This is a genomic window from Agrobacterium sp. GW821-FHT02D03 (assembly GCF_059421725.1).
In genome coordinates this window covers 802,784-821,498 of record NZ_JBWKVN010000002.1, presented here as the reverse complement: position 1 = coordinate 821,498, position 18,715 = coordinate 802,784, and the positions used below count along the sequence as shown (strand labels likewise).

General features: G+C 59.3%; 15 protein-coding genes. 13 read left to right on the top strand and 2 right to left on the bottom strand.

From position 1 onward, the window contains the following. Window positions 1–41: 41 nt before the first annotated feature. Window positions 42–1,478 carry an NAD-dependent succinate-semialdehyde dehydrogenase gene (locus tag AC07U5_RS17155; protein WP_153310945.1) on the bottom strand — a complete coding sequence of 479 codons (1,437 nt, stop codon included), beginning with the start codon at window positions 1,476–1,478 and terminating at the stop codon, window positions 42–44. A 235-nt stretch (window positions 1,479–1,713) separates the two neighbouring features. Next, window positions 1,714–2,901, bottom strand: coding sequence for an acyl-CoA dehydrogenase (locus tag AC07U5_RS17150; RefSeq protein WP_062423597.1), 1,188 nt, complete (start codon window positions 2,899–2,901; stop codon window positions 1,714–1,716). Window positions 2,902–2,998: 97 nt separating this feature from the next. On the opposite strand from AC07U5_RS17150, the gene AC07U5_RS17145 reads away from it, so the two are divergent. The 13 genes from AC07U5_RS17145 (at window position 2,999) to AC07U5_RS17085 (ending at window position 18,672) form a co-directional block, all read left to right on the top strand. Continuing rightward, on the top strand, window positions 2,999–3,913 hold the full coding sequence (locus AC07U5_RS17145; RefSeq protein ID WP_494723733.1) for a LysR family transcriptional regulator: 915 nt from the start codon (window positions 2,999–3,001) through the stop codon (window positions 3,911–3,913). 232 nt (window positions 3,914–4,145) lie between these two features. Further along, on the top strand, window positions 4,146–5,201 hold the full coding sequence (locus AC07U5_RS17140; protein ID WP_494723732.1) for a dipeptidase: 1,056 nt from the start codon (window positions 4,146–4,148) through the stop codon (window positions 5,199–5,201). 34 nt (window positions 5,202–5,235) lie between these two features. After that, the gene (locus tag AC07U5_RS17135) at window positions 5,236–6,876 is read left to right on the top strand and encodes an ABC transporter substrate-binding protein (RefSeq protein ID WP_112520580.1); all 1,641 of its coding nucleotides are present in this window, start codon (window positions 5,236–5,238) and stop codon (window positions 6,874–6,876) included. Between the two features lie 18 nt (window positions 6,877–6,894). Beyond that, window positions 6,895–7,962, top strand: a complete 1,068-nt coding sequence (locus tag AC07U5_RS17130) for an ABC transporter permease (RefSeq protein ID WP_112952865.1) — start codon at window positions 6,895–6,897, stop codon at window positions 7,960–7,962. After that, complete coding sequence (gene nikC, locus AC07U5_RS17125) at window positions 7,959–8,891, top strand: nickel transporter permease (protein ID WP_062443630.1); 933 nt, start codon at window positions 7,959–7,961, stop codon at window positions 8,889–8,891. The genes AC07U5_RS17130 and nikC overlap by 4 nt, the downstream gene beginning before the upstream one ends. Next, on the top strand, window positions 8,888–9,736 hold the full coding sequence (locus AC07U5_RS17120; RefSeq protein WP_062443627.1) for an ABC transporter ATP-binding protein: 849 nt from the start codon (window positions 8,888–8,890) through the stop codon (window positions 9,734–9,736). Before nikC ends, AC07U5_RS17120 begins: the two co-directional genes overlap by 4 nt. After that, window positions 9,733–10,482 (top strand): ABC transporter ATP-binding protein, encoded by a 750-nt coding sequence (locus AC07U5_RS17115; protein ID WP_494723731.1) that lies wholly within the window; start codon window positions 9,733–9,735, stop codon window positions 10,480–10,482. Before AC07U5_RS17120 ends, AC07U5_RS17115 begins: the two co-directional genes overlap by 4 nt. Window positions 10,483–10,577: 95 nt before the next feature. Continuing rightward, the gene (locus tag AC07U5_RS17110) at window positions 10,578–11,483 is read left to right on the top strand and encodes a LysR family transcriptional regulator (protein ID WP_062443625.1); all 906 of its coding nucleotides are present in this window, start codon (window positions 10,578–10,580) and stop codon (window positions 11,481–11,483) included. 236 nt (window positions 11,484–11,719) lie between these two features. Continuing rightward, the gene (locus AC07U5_RS17105; protein WP_494723730.1) at window positions 11,720–13,255 is read left to right on the top strand and encodes an ABC transporter substrate-binding protein; all 1,536 of its coding nucleotides are present in this window, start codon (window positions 11,720–11,722) and stop codon (window positions 13,253–13,255) included. 217 nt (window positions 13,256–13,472) lie between these two features. After that, window positions 13,473–14,423, top strand: a complete 951-nt coding sequence (locus AC07U5_RS17100; protein ID WP_111849929.1) for an ABC transporter permease — start codon at window positions 13,473–13,475, stop codon at window positions 14,421–14,423. Beyond that, on the top strand, window positions 14,420–15,241 hold the full coding sequence (locus tag AC07U5_RS17095) for an ABC transporter permease (RefSeq protein WP_494723729.1): 822 nt from the start codon (window positions 14,420–14,422) through the stop codon (window positions 15,239–15,241). The genes AC07U5_RS17100 and AC07U5_RS17095 overlap by 4 nt, the downstream gene beginning before the upstream one ends. Window positions 15,242–15,295: 54 nt before the next feature. Further along, window positions 15,296–16,693 carry an amidase gene (locus AC07U5_RS17090; protein ID WP_494723728.1) on the top strand — a complete coding sequence of 466 codons (1,398 nt, stop codon included), beginning with the start codon at window positions 15,296–15,298 and terminating at the stop codon, window positions 16,691–16,693. Between the two features lie 128 nt (window positions 16,694–16,821). After that, entirely contained in the window at window positions 16,822–18,672 is a 1,851-nt protein-coding gene (locus AC07U5_RS17085; protein ID WP_494723727.1) for an ABC transporter ATP-binding protein, read from the top strand. Window positions 18,673–18,715: the final 43 nt, after the last annotated feature.

Sequence of the window (18,715 nt, the reverse complement as noted above, 5' to 3'; positions counted from 1 at the left end):
CCCGGCTTTTTGGCCGGGCCTTCGAACTTCGATCGATATGATCAGTTCATCTGGCTGACGAAGCGGGTCTCGAGATAGGCCTCGACCGCTTCCGAACCGCCTTCCGTGCCGTAACCGGAATCCTTCACGCCGCCGAAAGGCACTTCCGGAATGGCAAGGCCATTGTGGTTGATCGTCAGCATACCGGCTTCGACGCGCTGGCCGAGAGCGTGCGCGGTCTTCACAGAGCCGGTAAAGGCATAGGAGGCTAGGCCGAAGGGCAGGCGGTTTGCTTCCTCGATCGCATCGTCCATCGTGGAGAAGCGGTTGACGATCGCCACTGGACCGAAGGGCTCTTCGTTCATGATCTTGGCGCTTGTCGGCACGTCGGTCAGAACCGTCGGCTCGAAGAAATTACCCTTGTTGCCGATGCGCTTGCCGCCGGTCTTCAGCGTGGCACCATGCGAAACGGCGTCTTGGATCAGCTCTTCCATCGCAGGGATGCGGCGTTCATTGGCCAGAGGTCCCATGCCAGTGTCGGCGTCCAGACCGTTTCCGATCTTCAGGCCTTCGGCATATTTGACGATGCCGTCGATGAACTTGTCGGCAACGCTATCCTGGATGAGGAAGCGTGTGGGCGCGACGCAGACCTGTCCGGCGTTACGGAACTTGGCTGCAGCCGAGACTTCGACTGCCTTGTCGAGATCGGCATCCTCGAACACCAGCACCGGTGCGTGGCCACCGAGTTCCATCGTGGCGCGCTTCATGTGCTTGCCGGCGAGTGCCGCAAGATGCTTGCCGACCGGGGTCGAGCCGGTAAACGAGATCTTGCGGATGACCGGATGCGGAATGAGATATTCCGAAATCTCGGCGGGAACGCCATAGACGAGGTTGACGACGCCAGCCGGAACGCCCGCATCGGCGAAAGCGCGAATGAGTTCTGCCGGTGAGGCAGGTGTTTCTTCCGGGGCCTTCACGATGATCGAGCAGCCGGTTGCGACCGCTGCGGAAAGCTTGCGGACCACTTGATTGATCGGGAAGTTCCAGGGCGTGAAAGCTGCAACCGGGCCAACGGGGAACTTGATCGCCAGGTTGGAGACGCCGCCGAAACGAGCGGGAATGACCTGACCATAGGTACGACGTGCCTCTTCGGCGAACCAGTCGATGGTGTCGGCAGCGTTGTTGATTTCGCCCTTGGACTGGGCGATCGGCTTGCCCTGTTCGCGGGTCATCAGCCAGGCGATGTAATCGATCCGCTCACGCAGAAGATCGGCGGCCTTGCGCATGATCTTCGAACGTTCGAAGGCGGAGGTATCGCGCCAGACCTTGAAACCCTTATCTGCGGCTGAAAGTGCCAGATCCAGATCTTCCTTTTCCGCATGCGCGATGGAGCCGATGATCTCATCGGTCGCGGGGTCGGAAACGGCGATCGTTTTGCCGGAGAGCGCGTCGCGCCACTCACCATTGATGAAGAGTTTAACGTCGGGATAGCTGTGCATGTGAAGACCTTCGCGATTTTACCGACCGGCAGGGCGCCGGTGCATTTCGTTCAATCAGCAAATCGATTGCCGCCTGAAGCGGAACGGGATGTCTTCGGTAAAACCGAAGACGGTGGTGAGCCTCTTATATTATTTCGCCCGGTCGCAGTTTCAACCGGTAACTTCTAAAAGTATGATTTATTTCGCAGTGCAAAAGACCCGGTTTGGGACCGGGTCTCGAGGGGACGTGTGTGGCTCAAAAGAACGCCTGAAGGCCTGTCTGGGCGCGGCCAAGGATCAGCGCATGAACGTCATGCGTCCCCTCGTAGGTGTTGACCGTTTCCAGGTTCTGCGCGTGGCGCATGACGTGATATTCGATCTGAATCCCGTTGCCACCATGCATGTCTCGGGCCTGCCGCGCGATGTCGAGCGCCTTACCGCAATTGTTGCGCTTGATGATGGAGATCATCTCCGGTGCCATGCGATGCTCGTCGAAGAGACGACCGACGCGCAGCGATGCCTGAAGGCCGAGCGCGATTTCGGTCTGCATGTCGGCAAGCTTCTTTTGATAGAGCTGCATGCCAGCGAGCGGCTTGCCAAACTGCTTGCGGTCAAGCCCGTATTGCAGCGCCCTGAACCAGCAATCTTCCGCCGCACCCATGACACCCCAGGAAATGCCGTAGCGTGCCCGATTGAGGCAGCCGAAAGGGCCCTTGAGCCCGGAGACGTTCGGCAGCAGCGCGTCTTCGCCCACTTCCACGCCATCCATGACGATTTCACCGGTGATGGAGGCGCGCAGCGACAGCTTGCCACCGATCTTCGGCGCGGAGAGGCCCTTCATGCCTTTCTCCAGCACAAAGCCGCGGATTTCGTTGTTATGCGCTTCGGATTTTGCCCAGACGACGAAGACATCGGCGATCGGCGCGTTGGAAATCCACATCTTCGAGCCGCGTAGGCGATAGCCGCCTTCGATCTTCTCAGCGCGCGTCTTCATGCCGCCGGGATCAGAGCCGGCATCCGGCTCGGTCAGGCCGAAGCAGCCGATGAGCTCGCCTGAAACCAGACCCGGCAGATACTTGTCCTTCTGCTCCTCAGAGCCATAGGCAAAGATCGGGTAGATGACGAGCGAGGACTGGACGCTCATCATCGAGCGATAACCGCTGTCGATGCGCTCCACTTCACGCGCAACGAGACCGTAAGCGACGTAGCTGGCATCGGCTGCGCCGTATTTTTCTGGCAGCGTCACGCCGAGCAGACCGGCCTGGCCCATCAGGCGGAAGAGTTCCGGCTCCGATGTTTCGGAGAGATAAGCGTCCTGAATGCGCGGGAGAAGTTCGGCTTTAGCGAAGGCAGCGGCGGAGTCGCGGATCATCCGCTCGTCGTCGTTCAGTTGATCCTCAAGCAGAAATGGGTCCTGCCAGTTGAATGATGCACGTTCGCTCACGATGAAGTCTCCACTTTTGTTGCCGCGATTATTGGCAATCGATCGTCGCCGGGCAAGCCATGTTTACTCATCCGGCTATTACCGATAGGAATGCGCCATGACGTCACTCAGCCGCAAACTCCTGCCCTCGACCAGCGCGCTCGCCGCCTTTGATTCCGTGGCGCGGCTTGGCAGTTTTTCGCTGGCTGCGGACGAGCTTTCCCTGACCCAAGGGGCGATCAGCAGGCAGGTCATGTCGCTGGAAGAGCAGCTCGGGGTCAGGCTTTTCGAGCGTGGAGCGCGGGGCGTTTCGCTGACGCGAGAGGGCGAAACCTATGCGAAAGCGATTGGTATTGCGCTTGGCGATATTCGCTCCGCTTCGCTTCAGGTCATGACCAAAACGCATGCCAATACGCTCAATCTCGCCATGCTGCCCACCTTCGGCACGCGGTGGCTGTTGCCGCGCATTCCAAAATTCGTTGCTGCCCATCCCGAGATCACGCTGAATTTTGCAACGCGGATCGGCCAGTTCGATTTCGAAAAGGAAGGGCTGGATATGGCAATCCATATCGGCCAGCCGGACTGGCCTGCGGCAGAGAGTGTCTTTCTGATGGACGAGATGGTCGCGCCTGTCTGCAGCCCGGCTTTCCTCGCCAGCCATCCAATCGCCAGGGCTGACGACATTGCCGGTCTTGCTCTGCTGCACATGGCCTCAAGGCCCGGTGCGTGGGATCACTGGTTCAAGAGTGTCGGTATCGTCGCACACCAGACGCCCGCCATGCGCTTCGAGCAGTTTTCCAGTGTTGCCCAAGCCTGCATCGCAGGTCTCGGCGTTGCCCTGATGCCGCTGTTTCTGATCGAAAGCGAGCTCAAGTTAGGGCAACTCGTCCAGGCCTTCGATCACCCGGTCAAAAGCCCCAGCTCCTATTATGCCGTCGCTCCGCTGTCGCGCATCAACCACGGTCCCGTCGTCCTCTTCAGGCGCTGGCTGCTCAGTGAAAGTGAAACGTTTCGCGCGCAGACAGCTGGCTAGTTCTCGCTCTGTTTGCAGAGTTTCAAGGCCAAGCCGATGCTTGTGGCGAGAATTTCATCCTGCATCAATTTTAAGCTTGCGAAGACCTGGAATATGGTCCTAGATCGCCTGCGACGAGGACTGGTTGAATTGCGGCACGATGCCGATCACCCTTTGCTCGTATCATCCCATCCGTCGATAAGCCTCTGGTTTATAACGATAAAAGTCTGCGTCAATCCTGGAATAACTTGAAATGCAATTGGTTTTCGACGGTCATAACGATGTGTTGCTGCGTCTGTGGCACAACGGCAAAAAAGGCGGGGACCCAGTCGCAGAATTCATCGACGGAACGTCCCAAGGCCATATCGATGTGCCGCGTGCCAAGGCCGGCGGCCTGGCTGGTGGTCTGTGTGCCGTCTACATTCCTTCCGGCGATTTGATTTTGCAAGAGCCGGACGAGAACGGCCACTATGTCACGCCGCTCGCCGCACCTCTTCAGCGGCAGCCCTCTCTCGATATCGCCATGGAAAAGATGGCGATCGCTTATCGCGTGGAGCGGGCAGGCGGCTGGAAAATCTGCCGCTCGACAGCCGATATCCGCAAGGCCATGAACGAGGACATTTTTGCTGCGGTCCTTCATATGGAAGGCTGCGAGGCGATCGATGAAGATCTGGATGCGCTGGAGGTTTTCTACGCCGCCGGTCTTCGCTCGCTCGGGCCCGTCTGGAGCCGCCATAACGCCTTCGGCCATGGTGTGCCCTTCGCCTTTCCCATGTCGCCGGATAGCGCGCCCGGCCTGACCGATGCCGGTTTCGAACTCGTCAGGCGTTGCAACCAGCTCGGCATTCTGATCGATCTGGCTCACATCACTGAAAAGGGTTTCTGGGATGTGGCAAAGACCAGCGATCAGCCGCTGATCGCCAGCCATTCCAACGCGCATGCCCTGACCGGTGTTGCCCGCAACTTGACCGACGTCCAGATGGACGCGATCAAGGAAAGAAACGGGCTCGTCGGTCTGAATTACGCCGTGACCATGCTGCGTCCGGATGCGCGCGACGATGCGAAGACACCGCTCTCCGACATGGTCCGCCACATCGACTACATGGTTGAGCGCATGGGCATCGATTGCGTTGCGCTCGGTTCCGATTTCGACGGTGCGACCGTTCCGGCGGACATCGCCGATGCAGCCGGCAATCAGAATCTGGTTGCCGCTCTCAAGGCTGCTGGCTACTCTGATGTAGAGCTTGCTAAAATTTGCCGGGAAAACTGGCTGCGCGTTCTGGCTCAAGCTTGGCATGAGCCGACCTGATCAAGAGTGATATGAACCTATAAAGGGGAGAACAATGACGAAGTCGCTCAATAAAATGGCCCGCATTCTGGCAACCAGCGCCGCGTTGTCGCTGATCGCGCTGTCCGCGCCTCAGGCCTTTGCCGCCACGCCCGCCGATACGCTGGTGGAAGGTTTTGCCATTGATGACATCATAACGCTCGATCCGGGCGAGGCGTTCGAGCTGTCGGCTGCGGAAGTTACCGGCAACACCTACTCCAAGCTGGTCTCGATCGACCTCAACGACACCTCCAAGGTCGTGGGCGATCTGGCCGAAAGCTGGACGACGTCGGATGATGGCCTGACCTACACCTTCAAGCTGAAGCCCGGCCTCAAATTCGCATCCGGTAATCCGGTAACGGCGGAAGACGTGGCGTTTTCCTTCGAGCGTGCCGTCAAGCTCGACAAGTCGCCCGCCTTCCTTCTCACGCAGTTCGGCCTGAAGGGCGACAATGTCAACGAAAAGGCCAAGGCGACCGCGCCTGATACCTTCACGCTGACGGTGGACAAGCCCTATGCGCCGAGCTTCGTCCTGAACGTTCTGACCGCGACCGTCGCATCGGTGGTCGACAAGAAGCTCGTCATGGAAAAGGCCAAGGCGATGACGCCGACCGCCGACTACAAATACGACACCGATTTCGGCAATGAATTCCTGAAGACCGGCTATGCCGGCTCCGGCCCGTACAAGATCCTTGGCTGGAAGGCCAACGAAGCCGTCATCCTTGAAGCCAACCCGAACTACTACGGCGAAAAGCCGAAGCTGAAGCGCGTCGTCTATCGCCATATGAAGGAAAGTTCCGGTCAGCGCCTGGCGCTGGAAAACGGCGACATCGACGTGGCGCGTAACCTAGAGCCGGGCGACATGGAGGCCGTTTCCAAGAAGGAAGGTCTTTCCGTCACCTCCGCTCCCAAGGGCACCGTCTATTACTTCAGCCTCAACCAGAAGAACGAATATCTGAAGAAGCCGGAAGTTGTCGAAGCCTTCAAATATCTTGTCGACTACGATGGTATCGGTGCGACCCTGATCAAGGGTATCGGCGAAATCCACCAGACCTTCCTGCCGAAGGGCCAGCTGGGCGCGCTTGACGAGAACCCTTACAAGTTGGATGTCGCCAAGGCGAAGGAACTGCTGGCCAAGGCTGGTCTGAAAGACGGCTTCACCGTGACCATGGACGTGCGCAACACCCAGCCCGTGACCGGTATTGCCGAGAACGTTCAGCAAACGCTGGCGCAGGCCGGCATCAAGCTGGAAATCATCCCGGGCGATGGCAAGCAGACGCTGACCAAGTACCGTGCACGCACGCACGACATCTATATCGGTCAGTGGGGCTCGGACTATTTCGACCCGAACTCGAATGCCGAAACCTTCACCATCAACTACGACAATTCCGACGAAGGCAAGAACAAGACGCTCGCCTGGCGCAATGCCTGGGACGTTCCCGAGCTGACGAAGGAAACGCAATCTGCACTTCTGGAGAAGGACAGCGCCAAGCGCGCCAAGATTTATGAGGACCTGCAGAAGAAAGTTCTCGAAACCGGACCTTTCGTCATCATCTTCCAGCAGACGGAAGTTGCGGGTTACTCCAGCAAGCTCAAGGGTCTGAAGCTCGGCCCGAGCTTCGATACCAACTATGTCTACAACATCTCCAAGGAATGATCCGGCAGGATCGGTCCATTGAGTATCGTTGAAACCCCCGCAAGCCTGAGGCACGGCAAACGCCGTGCCAACAGGCGCCGCATGGCCGTTCTCGGCTTCATCGTTACCGTCGTCACGACCTTTTTAGGCTTGCTGGCGGTAACCTTCTTCATTGGTCGCGTCATCCCCATCGATCCGGCGTTGGCGATCGTCGGCGATCGCGCGCCTGCCCATGTGGTGGAGCGCGTGCGCGAGGAGCTTGGCCTGAACCTGCCGCTCTGGCAGCAGTTCTTCATCTATCTGAAGCAGGCGCTGACCGGCAATTTCGGCACATCGGTGCTGACAAGCAATCCGGTGATGGACGACATCAAGCGCGTCTTCCCGGCAACCATTGAGCTTGCAACGCTCGGTACATTGATCGGGGCGCTCTTCGGCATTCCGCTTGGCGTACTGGCAGCCGTCAAGCGCGGCAGCATCATCGACCAGATCGTTCGCGTCATCGGGTTGATCGGCTATTCCGTGCCGATCTTCTGGCTCGGCCTCCTGGCGCTTCTGGTGTTTTATGCCAAGTTGAACTGGGTCGCCTATCCCGGTCGTATGGATATCGTCTACGAGTTTACCTTCACACCAACCACCGGTTTCTATCTCTTCGATGCCCTTTGGCAGGGCCAGTGGGATGTGTTCTGGGATCTCTTCCGTCACATTATCCTGCCCGCCGGCCTGCTCGGCTATTTCTCGCTCGCCTATATCAGCCGCATGACGCGCTCCTTTATGCTGAACGAACTGGCGCAGGAATATATCGTCGCAGCACGCGCCAAGGGCCTGTCGGAAACGCGCATCATCTGGTTCCACGCTCTGCGTAACGCCGCAGTCCCTCTGCTCACCGTGATCGTGCTCTCCTATGCCGGTTTGCTGGAAGGTTCGGTTCTGACGGAAACGATCTTCTCCTGGCCGGGCCTTGGCCTCTACATCACCAATTCCCTGCAGAATGCGGACATGAATGCCGTCCTCGGCGGCACCATCGTGATCGGTGCCGTCTTCATCGGCATCAATCTCCTGTCCGATCTGCTCTACCGGACGCTCGACCCAAGGACGCGCAGCCGATGACGGATACCATGTCCATTGTGAAACCCTACAGCCGCGAGTGGCTGCTGTCCGACCGCCCGACCTCGCGAAAGCAGGCGCGGCTCGGGCGCGCCTATGTCATCTGGCGGCGCTTTTCCGAAAACCGTCTGGCGCTTGCAGGGCTTGGCATCATCCTGGCGCTGGTGTTCGTCGCAATCTTCGCCAATGTCCTCGCGCCGCATTCCCCGGTTCAGGGCGATCTCCGCAATGCCCGCTTGTTGCCTCCGGGGACGGATGGATATTGGCTCGGCACTGACGATCAGGGGCGAGATATTCTGTCCCGCCTGATTTACGGCTCGCGTTTGACGCTTTTCGTCGTCGTGCTGGTGGCAATCATCGCCGCCCCGATCGGCCTGATCGTCGGCACCGTCGCAGGTTATGCCGGTGGATGGATCGATGCGGTGCTGATGCGTATCACCGATATCTTTCTTGCCTTTCCCAAGCTCGTTCTTGCGCTTGCGCTCGTGGCAGCACTTGGTCCTGGCATTGAGAATGCGGTGCTGGCGATCGCTGTCACCTCCTGGCCGCCTTATGCCCGTATTGCACGCGCCGAAACCATGACGTTTCGAAATTCCGACTTCATCGCTGCGGTGAAGCTGATGGGGGCGTCTCCCTGGCGCATCGTTCTCAAACACGTCATCCCGCTCTGTTTCTCCTCGCTCATCGTGCGTGTGACGCTCGATATGGCTGGGATCATCCTGACCGCCGCCGGTCTCGGCTTCCTGGGTCTCGGCGCGCAACCACCACTCCCCGAATGGGGCGCGATGATTGCCTCTGGCCGCCGCTTCATCCTCGATCAGTGGTGGGTTGCCGCGATGCCGGGTGCCGCCATCCTCATCGTCAGCCTCGGCTTCAACCTCTTGGGTGACGGGCTTCGCGATGCGCTCGATCCGAAGGAGGCTGGCCAGTGACTTCATCTTCCACCACGCCTCTTTTGACGGTCGAAAATCTGCGCGTCAGCTTTCCGACCAGAACCGGCCTTGTCGAAGCCGTGAGAGGGGTATCCTTTACGCTCGGCAAGGAACGTCTTGGCATTGTCGGCGAGTCCGGTTCCGGCAAATCGCAGACCGGTCGTGCCATCATGGGCCTGACACCAGGGCACGCGAAGATTACGGCCGATGCACTTCGCTTTGGCGATATCGATCTTCTGACGGCACCAGCAAAACAGCGTCGCACGATCCGCGGCAAGCGGATCGCGATGATCCTGCAGGATCCGAAATATTCGCTCAATCCGGTCATGACCATCGGTCGCCAGATCGTCGAAACGTTGAAGACGCACGAGCGGATCGGCTATTCCGAGGCGAAGAAGCGCGCGCTCGACATGCTCGAGGCGGTGCAGATCCGCGATCCCGAACGTGTCTTCAATCTTTATCCGCACGAGGTTTCCGGCGGCATGGGACAGCGCGTCATGATCGCCATGATGCTGGTCTGCGGTCCGGAACTCCTGATCGCCGACGAGCCGACATCGGCACTTGACGTCACGGTGCAATTGGAAGTGCTGGATATTCTCGACAAGCTGGTGCGCGAACGCGGCATGGGACTGATCTTCGTGTCGCACGACCTGCGCCTCGTCTCGTCCTTCTGCGACCGGGTGCTCGTCATGTATGCGGGGCGCGTGGTGGAAGAGCTTCCATCCGCCGATCTGCAAAACGCGAAACATCCCTATACGCAAGGGCTTCTCAACTGTCTGCCGAAAATCGGCGAGCACCGGCATCCGCTGCCGGTCCTTCAACGCCAAGCGGAGTGGCGTCTATGACGGTCGTACTGTCTGCCAAGAATATCGTCGTAGACTTCGACGGTTATCTGGCCCTAGACCGCGTCAGCATCGAGGTGGCGAAGGGCGAATCCTTCGGGCTCGTGGGTGAATCCGGTTCCGGCAAATCGACGCTTTTGCGTGCAATCGCCGGCCTCAACCATTTTGAAGAAGGCGCTCTTATGGTGGACGGGCGGACCTATAGCCGCAAGTCACGTGACAAGAGCTTCTATCGCGATGTCCAGATGGTGTTCCAGGACCCCTATGGCTCGCTCCATCCGCGCCAGACGGTCGATGCCATTTTGCTGGAGCCGCTCGTCATTCATGGGGTGGACAACAAGGAAGCACGGATCGCTCGCGCTCTCGATGAGGTCGGTCTTGGCACAGGTTTCCGCTTCCGCTACTCGCACCAGCTGTCGGGTGGCCAGCGCCAGCGTATCGCCATTGCCCGCGCACTGATCCTCGAGCCGAAGATCCTGCTTCTCGATGAGCCGACATCGGCGCTTGACGCATCGATCCAGGCGGAAATCCTCAATCTGCTGGAACAGGCGCGCAAGGACAGAAACCTGACTTTCGTCATGGTCAGCCATGATCTCGGCGTCATTAGCCACATGTGCGACCGGCTGGCGGTGATGAAAAGCGGCAAGGTCGTCGAGTCGATGGATGTCCACCAGCTGGAAACCAGAGAGTTTTCCGCCGATTACACGCGGCAGCTTATGGTAGCGAGTGAAGGTTTCAGGCGCGATTGAGGCCAGCTTACACCTGGTGTATGACCGCAGCAGTGAGGGGCCGCTGGTTGAGCCTGTCCAACAGCCTTTGATCGAACATCGAGGATGATCGCTCCATGCAATTGCGCGCATTGATGTATTTCGATGAACTCGTCCGCACCAATTCGATGCGCGCGGCGGCCGAGAATTTGAATGTTGCACCGACCGCGGTCAGCCGTCAGATCGAAAATCTCGAATATTATTTCGGCACGCCGCTGGTCGAGCGCTCCAGCCGAGGCGTGAAGCTGACGGCAGCGGGCGAGCTCCTTGCCGCCCGTGCCGGAAAGACATTGCGCGAGCTGGACCATGTCAACCAGCTGATTGACGATCTGAAGGGTCTGCAACGCGGCCGCGTCACGATCTATGCCAATGGTGCCACGGTGGCCAATCTGCTGGCACCCGTCCTGGCGCAGTTCAGCCTCAAATATCCAAAGCTGCGTTTCGAGGTCAACATCACCAGCGCGCGCCAGGCCATGGAGGCGTTGGGAACCGCAGAAGCCGACCTTGTCGTCAGCCTGTTTGCGCCGAAGCTCTCCGGCGTCAAGGTGCGCTCGCGCACGCGTATCAGCTACGATGCCATCTTCCCGGCGGGGCATGCACTTGCCGGCCAGGCCGAAGTGACATTGAAGGAACTGGCCGGGCTTCCGCTTGCTCTGCCGGACAAGACCTTTGCCGCACGTCAGGCCTTTGATGCCCTCTTTGCGGATGCCGGCATCGAACTCGATCCGGTCTTTATCACCAGCTCTCTGGAGATGCTGAAGGAACTGGTCCTAGGGAACGCTGCCGCGACGCTTTTGCCCGCCCTTTCGGTGGCGCGAGAATTGCGCAGCGGCCAGATGGTCGCCGTGCCTCTGGCCGGCAAGAAGGGCATCCACACACAGATTGACCTATGCGTCGCACCGGATCGCCAGCTATCGTTTGCAGCCTCCAAACTCGCCGACTTCATTGAACGTTTCATGCGTGAGGCAACGACCTCACCATAAGGCGCACCGCGATCTTTCAGATTTGCTCCCGATGCTTTACGTCTTTCTTCTGTCGCATGTCGTCCATTCGATCACCGTCTTTCGGTTGATTTTCCTCCCCAAGACCGTGTAGCGTTTTCCGCTACGCGGAGCACACAAAAATGCAGATTGTGTGTGCGCCGTCACCGTGCCACTCTTTTTGCAACAGATGGTCTTTCAGAGGGCAAAAAGCCCGGGCCGTCCGACAGGGGATAATGATGCCACGCACTTATTTTTCGCAGGCGGCGAAGCTCTCTCGCCGTACCGCCCTGACTCTTGCCTTGGGCACCGCACTCTGGCTGCCGCTTTCGGCTGTCGAGGCTGAGGCTGCACCCAAGACGGCGTTGACACTTGGAATGGCGATCGAGCCAACCGGCCTCGACCCGACGATCGCAGCCCCGGTCGCCATCGGTCAGGTCACGTGGCAGAACATTTTCGAAGGCCTTGTCACCATTGACAGCAAGGGGCAAGTCAAGCCGCAGCTCGCCGAAAGCTGGCAGATCTCTCCGGACGGCAAGACCTATACGTTCAAGCTGCGCAATGGCGTGACCTTCCACGATGGCGAGGCCTTTGATTCCTCGGTTGCGAAATTTTCGCTGGATCGTGCCCGAGGCGAAAGCTCGGTCAATCCGCAGAAACGCTTCTTTGCTTCCATCGATACCATCGAGACGCCGGATGCGGAGACCTTGGTGCTGAAACTGAAGCAGCCCGCCGGCAGCCTCATCTATTGGCTCGGCTGGCCAGCCTCGGTCATGGTCGCGCCGAAGAGCGCGGAAAACAACCGCACGACGCCGATCGGCACCGGCCCATTCAAATTCGTCAGCTGGGCAAAGGGTGACAAGGTCGAGCTTGAAAAGAACCCTTCCTATTGGGACAAGAACGTTGCGGTAAAGCTGGAAAAGGCCACCTTCCGCTTCGTCGCAGACGCGCAGGCCCAGGCGGCGGCTTTGAAAGCCGGCGATATCGACGCGTTCCCGGAATTCGGCGCGCCCGAGCTTATGTCCTCCTTCGAGGGTGACGCACGTCTTGGCACCTTCATCGGCAACACCGAACTCAAGGTCGTTGCGGGCATGAACAATGCCCGCAAGCCCTTCGACGACAAGCGGGTGCGCCAGGCGTTGATGATGGCGGTCGACCGCCCCACCGTCATCGAAGGCGCGTGGTCCGGTCTCGGCACCGCGATCGGCAGCCACTATACTCCCAACGACCGCGGCTACATCGATACGACCGGTGTGCACCCCTACGATGTCGAGAAAGCCAAGGCGTTGCTCGCCGAAGCCGGATATCCGAATGGCTTCAGCTTCACCATCAAGGCCCCGCAAATGGCCTACGCGCAGCGCACCTCGCAGGTCCTCCAGGCCATGCTGGCTGAAATTGGCGTGACGATGACCATCGAGACGACCGAGTTTCCGGCCAAGTGGGTCGCGGATGTCTTCAAGGGCGGCAATTACGACATGACCATCGTCGCTCATGCCGAACCGATGGATATCGATATCTATTCCCGTAACCCCTATTACTTCAATTACAAGAACCCGACCTTCAACGAGGTCATCGCCAATGTCGAGAAGACGGCCGACGCCGGTGAGCAGGAAAAGCTCTACGGTGAGGCACAGAAGATTCTCGCCGAAGACGTGCCGGCTCTCTTTCTCTTCGTGATGCCGAAGCTCGGTGTCTGGGACAAGAAGGTCAAGGGACTTTGGGAGGATGAACCTATACCGTCGAACGTGTTGACGGACGTTCATTGGGAAGATTGAACATCATGGAGCGAGGCGTACCCATAGCCCACATTGTCCCGTCGGACATCTCGCCCTCAAGGGGGGAAATCGATTGGCGGTCACCCTCTCGCTTTTCCCGGATGGTCGAGATGGGGCATGGGTATCGTTTTTTCCAATCTCCCCCCTCAAGGGGGAGATGTCCGACAGGACAGAAGGGCGCGCGCCTTTCACAACGCGTCACCAGTGATTGCAGATCATGACGACCCTGATCCTCAAGCGCATCCTTGGTCTGTTCGTCACGCTGCTGGCGGTCTCCTGCCTGATCTTCTTCATCATGGGCCTGCTGCCGGGCGATCCGGCGGCCATCATGCTTGGCACCTCTGCGAGCCCCGATACGCTCGCCGCGTTGCAGAAACAGATGGGCCTCGACCAGCCGCTGCCGCTTCGTTATGTCCATTGGCTGATAGGCGTGCTGCATGGCGATCTCGGACAGTCCTATACCTACGGTGTGCCCGTGGCAGGCCTGATCGTCGAGCGACTGGCCGTTACCCTCCCGCTTGCTTTCCTTGCCGTGTGCCTTTCGGTCGCGATCGCCATTCCACTCGGTGTGGCGGCTGCGAGAAACCGCAATGGCGCGCTGGATTTCGCCGCCGGGCTGTTTTCCCATGTGGGCATTGCCGTGCCTGGCTTCTGGGTCGGGTTGCTCCTCATCATTCTCTTCTCCACAACGCTCGGCTGGATGCCGGCTGGCGGTTTTCCCGGCTGGACGCCCAGCCTTTCCGCCGGTCTTCTGGCGCTCCTTCTGCCAGCCATTGCGCTGGCCGTCTCGCAGGCCGGTGTTCTGACCCGCGTCTGCCGCTCTGCAGTGCTGGAGGTGATGAATGAGGATTTCGTCCGCACCGCCCGGGCAAAAGGCTTGAGCGAACGGGTCGCGCTGTGGCGGCATGCGGTGCCAAATGCGATGATCCCGGTCGTCACCATGATCGGTCTGCAATTCACCTTTCTGATTGCCGGCGCGGTACTGGTGGAAAATGTCTTCAACCTGCCAGGCCTTGGGCGGCTTGCCTATCAGGCTCTGACCCAGCGGGATATCGTCGTCATGCAGTCTGTCGTGCTGTTTTTCTCAGCACTCGTCATCACCATGAATTTCCTGGTCGATATCGCCTATCTCTTCATCGATCCAAGATTGCGGACAGGTGCGCGATGATGCGACTGCTCCGCCGCCGTCCGGCATTCGTCATCGGCATTGCTGTTACGAGCTTTCTGATCGCCGTCGCATTGCTGTCCCTGGTCTGGACGCCTTTCTCTCCCACCAAAATGCAGATCGTTCAGAAGCTGAAATCGCCCTTCGTCTATGGTGGGCTCGGCACCGATCACTTCGGCCGCGACGTGCTCTCCATGTTGATGGCCGGCGCGTGGAACTCACTGTCCACGGCGATTGCTGCCGTCGCCATCGGCGCCTTCATCGGCACCGCCATCGGCGTCACGGTCGCAGCAGTCAGAGGGTTTACCGAAACCGTGGTGATGCGCATCTGCGATATCATCTTCGCCGTGCCGCCCATCCTGTCGGCGATGATGCTCGGTGCCTTTATCGGCACCGGCCGGTTTACCGCCATCATTGCCATCGCCACCTTCATGATACCGGTCTTTGCCCGGCTCACGCTGGGTGCCGCGCTGCAGATATGGGCGAGAGAATATATTACAGCAGCGACCAGCATCGGTCAGAACAGCGCCAAGATCACGCTTCTTCATGTTGTCCCGAATATCTCCAACCAGATCATCGTGCAGGTGACGATCCAGCTTGGGCTTGCGATCCTCACGGAAGCGGGGCTCTCCTTCCTCGGTCTCGGCATGCCGCCACCCGCGGCCACCTGGGGACGGATGCTCGCCGATGCCCAGACCTATCTCGGCGTCGCCCCCTGGCTTGCCATCATGCCGGGCCTTGCCATCGCGCTTGCCGTCTTCGGCCTCAACCTGCTCGGCGATGGCCTTCGCGATCTCCTCGACCCGCGCGACACGAGCTGATCGCCCGAAGACGATATCACCCTCATCTCCTGTTATTTTTGACGAGACGATTCCATGACCGATCTCATAGACCTCAACACGCTCGAAATTCTGGCGCTTTACCGCGACAAGACACTGTCCCCACTGGAATATTGGCAGGCAGTAGAGGCACGCATCGAGGCATTCGAGCCGATCGTCGACGCGCTTTACGCCTATGATCCGGAAGATGCACGCAGGCAAGCCACAGCCTCGACGCAGCGCTGGCTCAAGGGAGAAACGCTCGGTCCGCTTGATGGTCTTCCGGTCTCGCTCAAGGAGCTCATCGCCACCAAGGGCCAGCCGGTGCCGCTTGGCACAAAGGCGGTCGAACTGGTTCCCGCCGGCGAGGATGCACCGGTGGCGGCGCGCTGCCGTGAAGACGGAGCGATCCTCTATGCCAAGACGACCTGCCCGGATTACGGCATGCTTTCGTCGGGCCTTTCCAGCTTTCACAAGCTCAGCCGCAACCCTTGGGATCCGACACAGAACCCCGGCGGCTCCAGCGCCGGTGCGGCCTCCGCGGGGGCCGCCGGTTACGGCACACTCCATATCGGCACGGATATCGGCGGCTCCGTGCGACTTCCCGCCGGATGGACCGGGCTCTTTGGTTTCAAGCCCAGCCAAGGCCGTATTCCGGTCGATCCGTTCTACACCGGTCGTTGCGCCGGGCCGATGACCCGCACCGTCACAGATGCAGCCTACGCCATGGCAACGCTGTCGCGACCGGACTGGCGCGACGGCACATCGCTGCCACCCAATGAAATCGACTGGCTCGACCTGAACGCCGATGTGAAGGGCCTGAAGATCGGTCTGATGCTGGATGCGGGCTGCGGACTACCTTTGGATGACGAGGTGCGTGATGCTGTCATCTCTGCTGCCAAGCTCTTCGAAGCGGCGGGCGCCATCATCGTTCCGGTCGAGCCGGTGCTGACGCGCGACATGCTGGATGGGCTGGATGATTTCTGGCGGGCGAAATTCTGGGGCGACATGGTGGCGCTCAGCGAGGAACGCCGGGACTTGATCCTGCCCTATATTCTGGAATGGGCAAGAAAGGGTGCGGACGTGTCAGGGTCGCGCGCGGTCTTCGGCTTCAACCAGACCATGGAAATGCGCAAGAGCTGCGGGCGGCTGATGCAGACGGTCGATGCCGTCATCTCGCCGACCAATCCGATCGTGTCCTATCCGGCAGACTGGGCCTCTCCCACCAATGACCCGCAACTGCCCTTCGAACACATTGCCTTCACGGTGCCGTGGAACATGTCGGAACAACCGGCCTCCTCGATCAATTGCGGCTTCTCGAAATCCGGCATGCCGATCGGCCTGCAGATCGTTGGCCCGCGCTTTGAGGATCTCTTTGTTTTGAAGTTGTCCAAGGCGTTCGAGGACTGGAGCGGCGGTGTGAAAAAGTGGCCGCAGCCAAAAGCGCGAGGCTGATCACGCGTGTGACGAGGTTGCAAGCGTTAGCGTGCTGGGCGATGCTTCAAGCCGAGCCGTGGCACCCTAAACGAGGAATACCATGATGCCGACATGCGATTGTGCGGTCGAACTTTAAGGAGATCAGCATGCTTTTGGCCGGAACGTCCATGGAAGAAGCCGGCGGGTCTGTGACCCCGGTCCTATCGGTTCAAAATCTCACCACATCCTTCCGCGTCGATGGCGGATGGAAATCCGTGGTGCGAAATATGAGTTTCGAGATAGCGCCGCGCGAAACGGTGGCAATCGTTGGGGAAAGCGGTTCGGGCAAGAGCGTGACGTCGCTCTCCATCATGCGGCTTCTCGATAAGAAGATGAGCCGCATCGAAGGGGAGGTCATGCTCGGCGGGCGCAATCTTTTGAGCCTGCCGGAGGAGGAGATGCGCAAGGTTCGCGGCAAGGAGATCTCGATGATCTTCCAGGAGCCGATGACCAGCCTCAATCCGATCTTTCCGATCGGTAAGCAGATCGCCGAAGCGCTGACCGTGCATCAGAATATCTCCTCATCGTCCGCAAAAGCAGAGGTCATCCGCCTTCTGGAAAAGGTGCGCATTCCCAATTCGACAAGCCGCTTTAATGATTATCCGCATCAGTTTTCCGGCGGCATGCGCCAGCGCGTGATGATTGCCATGGCACTTGCCTCCCGGCCGAAGCTCCTGATTGCCGACGAGCCGACGACGGCACTCGATGTCACGATTCAAGGCCAGATCCTCGACCTCATCAAGCAGTTGCAGGAAGAGGAGGGCATGTCGGTTCTGTTCATCACCCATGATATGGGTGTCGTGGCCGAAGTGGCGGATCGCACCATCGTCATGTTCCGCGGCGATGTGGTGGAGACCGGCACCACGGATGATATTTTCCACCGCGGACAGCACCCCTATACGCGTGCGCTTCTTTCTGCGGTCCCGAAGCTCGGTTCGATGAAGGAGCGTGTACTTCCCGCCCGTTTCCCAATCATTGATATCAAGACAGGCGAGAGCCAGCCTGCGGTGGAGGTCAAGGACACGGTTTCGGGTAGCAAGACGCCCATTCTGTCGGTCAAGGATCTGACGACCCGCTTCGATATCCACTCTGGTCTTCTTGGTCGTAAATCCGGTGCCGTGCACGCAGTGGAAAAAGTATCATTCGATCTTTCCGAAGGAGAAACGCTTTCACTCGTTGGCGAGTCGGGTTGCGGTAAGTCCACCACCGGCCGCTCGATCACCCGACTGATCGAGCCAACATCCGGCAATGTAATGCTCGATGGCTATGAGGTGATGCAGCTCGACAAGGTCACGTTGCGCGCCATGCGCCGCAGTGTGCAAATGATTTTCCAGGACCCTTTCGCCAGTCTCGACCCGCGCATGAGCGTCGGTGCGGCAATCATGGAACCCTTCATCGAGCACCGCCTCGGCAGCAAGCAGCAGGCGCGTGACAAGGCTGCGGATCTGCTGGAGAAAGTGGGCCTTAACCCGGATATGATGCGGCGTTTCCCGCATGAATTTTCGGGCGGTCAGCGTCAGCGCGTCGCCATTGCCCGGTCCTTGATGCTCGACCCAAAGGTGATTGTCGCCGACGAGGCGGTCTCGGCGCTCGATGTCTCGATCAAGGCGCAGGTGTGCAACCTTCTCCTCGATCTGCAACAGAGCCTCAATCTGGCCTTCCTGTTCATCTCGCATGATATGGCCGTGGTGGAGCGGGTCAGCCATCGTGTGGCTGTGATGTATCTCGGTGAGATTGTCGAGATTGGTCCGCGCGCCGCCGTCTTCGATAATCCTCAGCATTCTTACACGAAGAAGCTGATGTCTGCCGTTCCGGTGCCGGATCCTTCACGACGGCATATTCGGCGCAACATGGCGACCGACGAGATCAAAAGCCCGATCCGCCCTGTCGGTTACGTGCCGCCGCCGCGCCATTACCGCGAGGTCTCCGCCGGTCATCTCGTACAGGAAGCAAGCTAAGGGCTCGCCGCGGCTCAACAGCCGTCTGTCGTGTCTCATGGTT

Bases quoted from the DNA above. Each gene is read 5' to 3' on its own strand.
- AC07U5_RS17085 (WP_494723727.1), top strand. From the start codon at position 16,822: ATGCTTTTGGCCGGAACGTCCATGGAAGAAGCCGGCGGGTCTGTGACC.
- nikC (WP_062443630.1), top strand. From the start codon at position 7,959: ATGACGGATACCATGTCCATTGTGAAACCCTACAGCCGCGAGTGGCTG.
- AC07U5_RS17110 (WP_062443625.1), top strand. From the start codon at position 10,578: ATGCAATTGCGCGCATTGATGTATTTCGATGAACTCGTCCGCACCAAT.
- AC07U5_RS17145 (WP_494723733.1), top strand. From the start codon at position 2,999: ATGACGTCACTCAGCCGCAAACTCCTGCCCTCGACCAGCGCGCTCGCC.
- AC07U5_RS17155 (WP_153310945.1), bottom strand. From the start codon at position 1,478: ATGCACAGCTATCCCGACGTTAAACTCTTCATCAATGGTGAGTGGCGC.
- AC07U5_RS17095 (WP_494723729.1), top strand. From the start codon at position 14,420: ATGATGCGACTGCTCCGCCGCCGTCCGGCATTCGTCATCGGCATTGCT.
- AC07U5_RS17090 (WP_494723728.1), top strand. From the start codon at position 15,296: ATGACCGATCTCATAGACCTCAACACGCTCGAAATTCTGGCGCTTTAC.
- AC07U5_RS17135 (WP_112520580.1), top strand. From the start codon at position 5,236: ATGACGAAGTCGCTCAATAAAATGGCCCGCATTCTGGCAACCAGCGCC.
- AC07U5_RS17100 (WP_111849929.1), top strand. From the start codon at position 13,473: ATGACGACCCTGATCCTCAAGCGCATCCTTGGTCTGTTCGTCACGCTG.
- AC07U5_RS17105 (WP_494723730.1), top strand. From the start codon at position 11,720: ATGCCACGCACTTATTTTTCGCAGGCGGCGAAGCTCTCTCGCCGTACC.
- AC07U5_RS17140 (WP_494723732.1), top strand. From the start codon at position 4,146: ATGCAATTGGTTTTCGACGGTCATAACGATGTGTTGCTGCGTCTGTGG.
- AC07U5_RS17115 (WP_494723731.1), top strand. From the start codon at position 9,733: ATGACGGTCGTACTGTCTGCCAAGAATATCGTCGTAGACTTCGACGGT.